The organism is Hadarchaeum sp. (SeqCode) (genome assembly GCF_049969415.1).
In the GTDB taxonomy this organism is placed as follows: domain Archaea; phylum Hadarchaeota; class Hadarchaeia; order Hadarchaeales; family Hadarchaeaceae; genus Hadarchaeum.
Genome location: NZ_JBMFOX010000071.1, coordinates 1 through 3071, shown reverse-complemented (window position 1 = coordinate 3071; position 3071 = coordinate 1). Strand labels below are relative to the sequence as shown.

Genomic DNA, 3071 nt, shown 5'->3' with positions numbered 1-3071 from the left:
GGACGAACTCCCTCGCCGAGATGTCCCGGTAGTATTTCCGGAAGGCCTCGGGGCCGAGCCGGCGCTCCATGCCCTTGAGCAGCGGGTCGGAGCGGTCGGGGAAGGGGAACTTGAGCAGGATGATGCTCTTGATTCCCTTGAGGTCAGCCCCCCGGTCCATCTTCGTCGTGAACATGATGCCGTCAAAGGTGTAGGCATCGCCGCCCTCGCTCACCTTCTCCCGGAGCCCGGGCGGCAGGTAGGCGAGGGCGTGGACGGGGACGAAGCCCGGCCTTTTTGCTCGCTTCATCATCCTCTCCAGCATACCCCAGTATTTCCTCCTGAACCTCTCGTCGGCCCACTTGCGGTAGTTGATGACCTCCTCGGAGCCCAGCCGCCTCGGGATTAACCTCCCCGGGAACCTAGTCTCGCCCTCGATGAAGGTGGGCTCGATGCCGAAGACCTCCCTTAAAACATTTTTATCCTGGACGGTGGCGGACATCAGCAGCCACTTGCCGCCGACCTTGTTGCGGATGCTCTCGAGCACAATTTTGGGATCGGGGACAAAGTAGGTAATTCCTTTCTCCCAGATCTCCCACTCGGCGTGGCTCCGGTGTTCCAGAACCGACTCGAGCTTCCAGAGGAGATCCCCTGAGGTCTCATCCATTTCGTTTAACAGGTCGACCAGGGACCGGACGAGCTTGAGCGGGTTGCCTCCGCCCCCGAGGCATCGGGACCATTCCTCGCGCAGCTCCTCCATCATCTCCTTAAGCCCGCCTTCATCGTCCTCGGTGAACTCAAGGCTCCGGCCGACGCTCTCCTGAAGCCAGTTGATGGTGCGCTCGGTGATCGAGACCTTCACCGCCAGGGAGTCGAGCCAGTAGTCCGCCTCGTCAACAACGGTGATTGGTACCTCGGGCAACCTGCCGGCGTTGACCTCGGCTGCCCACTTGGCCGAGTTCATGACGATGGCATCAGCGTCGACGTAGGCTTGGAACTGCCCCCAGTAGGGGCAATCTCCCTTCAGGCACCAGGTCCAGCTGCCTTTGATACCCTCGTAGGTGGCCTTCTTCACCCCCTTCAGCGACTTGGCAATCTCGGGGCGGAAGATGAACCCCCAGTGGGGACACTCGCTGAGGGCGTCAATCCGGCGCTCCCCGCTTTTCCAGTCGATGGGCCTTTTGCAGGGCAGGGAGCTGCTGTCGCAGGAGACGTCACGCCCCTTGTCCGCCTGGAACCTGCAGCGAAAGTTCCGGCGCCCCTTGAGGATGCCGATCTTCAGCCTGGAGCCGTCCTCCTTGAGGAAGTATTTCTCCCCCTCGTAGGCGGCGGCGTACTGATCCGAGAGGACCTTGGTGGGGACCGAGACGATGCCGCGGCCGAACTCCATTATCGTCCGGAGCCCCACTGCCGACTTGCCGCTGCCCACCGTAGCCCGGAGGAAGACGATGTCGTTGTCCTTAAAGGCGCGGACGATCTCTTCAATTAGGTCGGCCTGCGTTTTTCCTGAGGAATAGCGGCGGGGCTCCAGCTGGCCCCCTTCCCCGTAAAGGCAGAACTTGATTTTTCCCGCCGGCATCGATTTTCGCCCCGAGAATAACTTACGGTCGTCGCGGCTATTTATTTCACGCAGCCAGCGCCGGACTTTAGCGAAGATGTTTCCCCGCCGGCCATTTGGACCGGAGTACTATAAATTGGGCCAGCGAAGCAAGGAGTGCCGGTGAAAATTTTTTCGTTAGCCTTAAGCACCTTTATATGCTCGCCCCGCGATACAACTTGGAGCCATATCTTGTTCTATTGTTCTGAGTGCGGCGCCGAGGTTGACGGCAAGGCGAAGTTCTGCCCTAACTGCGGCGGGCGGATTTTTTCTAAATCTAAGGGTTTGGAAAGGGCCTCAGGCACATCGAGATCTGAAGAAGCGCCGGCCGAAAAGCGAACCCACCGCGGGGCAGAAAAGAGCGTTGAGGCCTTCACCGATCGTCCAGCTAAGGAGGGACCTCAACGCAGGAAGGGCGGCGCGAAGATCGGCAGGATTTTAATAGGCGTCATGGTTCTCGTCATTGCCGCGGTTTTATTTTATGCAATTCCGGCGTCGGAGGGGATCGAATCGACCACCGCTCCGGCAACGACTCAGATCACTTCCACCACCACCTCATCCACAACGCCGCCGGCGGTGCTCGGGGTGCTAGAGGGAGCCACGAACTACGTGGGCGCCTATCCGGCGGCAACGGATGTCAGCTACATCGACGCCGCGGGCGTGCCGATGGCCGTGCTGGCATATCCCGGGCAAGTTCAGGTTTTCTTTGATCCGGCGACCAGCGCCACCGAAGCCGAGGAGATCGTTGAGGCAAACGGTGGTGAGATCATCGGGGCAATTCCTCTGGCAGGATATTACCTCGTCCAAGTTGGCATCGGCATCGAAGCCACCTTCATCTCCTCGCTGCGGGGCTACCGTCAGGTCATCAATGCCTTGCCCAACCTAGCGCTGGAGCAGGAGCAGGACGGAGTCTACATCAGCGAGGATTATCTCACCACGTCCAAGCCTCTGCCGCTCAACGTCCACGGCCCGGTTGCCATCGACAGCGGCCGGCACGGCAGGGACGTTGTCGGGACGGCGGCGGCCAACGGAGGTGAAATCACCGATATCGTTAACATAACCGGGTTGGATGGCAGAACTCCGGGCGACAAATGGGTACTGGCGCTGAACGCCGTCGCCCAGGGAAATGCCATCTTTAATCCCGGCAAGACCACCTTCATCAACATCTCCCAGGGCGCGGGCTACCGGGACGATGCTCGGAGCGGCGACACGAACAGGAATGGTGAGCTGGGTGATTGGTCGGACTGGTCCAACCTTCCCCCAGAACTGCAGCAGGAGGCCATCAACAACCGCATCGCCTTCATGAGCAACGTTCTCCGCGGAATTCAGTCGCTACCCTATGACCTCTACAACGACACCTTCATCACCATGTCGGGAGGAAACAACAACATGCCTTTGGAGCCGGTGCTGAACGCCTTGAGGTCGAACTCAGGGTGGGAGGCCTTGCTGCGGAACACGGTTCTTGATGTTGATTCTGACCTGCAAGGGCTTTCAC

At 59.9% G+C, this 3071-nt stretch carries 2 protein-coding genes; one reads left to right on the top strand and one right to left on the bottom strand.

Annotation, left to right across the window (positions count from 1 at the left end; all coding sequences use genetic code 11):
• Positions 1-1558 (bottom strand): hypothetical protein (locus ACP5PX_RS07670; protein ID WP_428085376.1); only part of this gene is annotated, 1558 nt, incomplete at its 3' end.
• A gap of 210 nt (positions 1559-1768) precedes the next feature.
• On the opposite strand from ACP5PX_RS07670, the gene ACP5PX_RS07665 reads away from it, so the two are divergent.
• Positions 1769-3071 (top strand): zinc-ribbon domain-containing protein (locus ACP5PX_RS07665; protein ID WP_428085375.1); only part of this gene is annotated, 1303 nt, incomplete at its 3' end.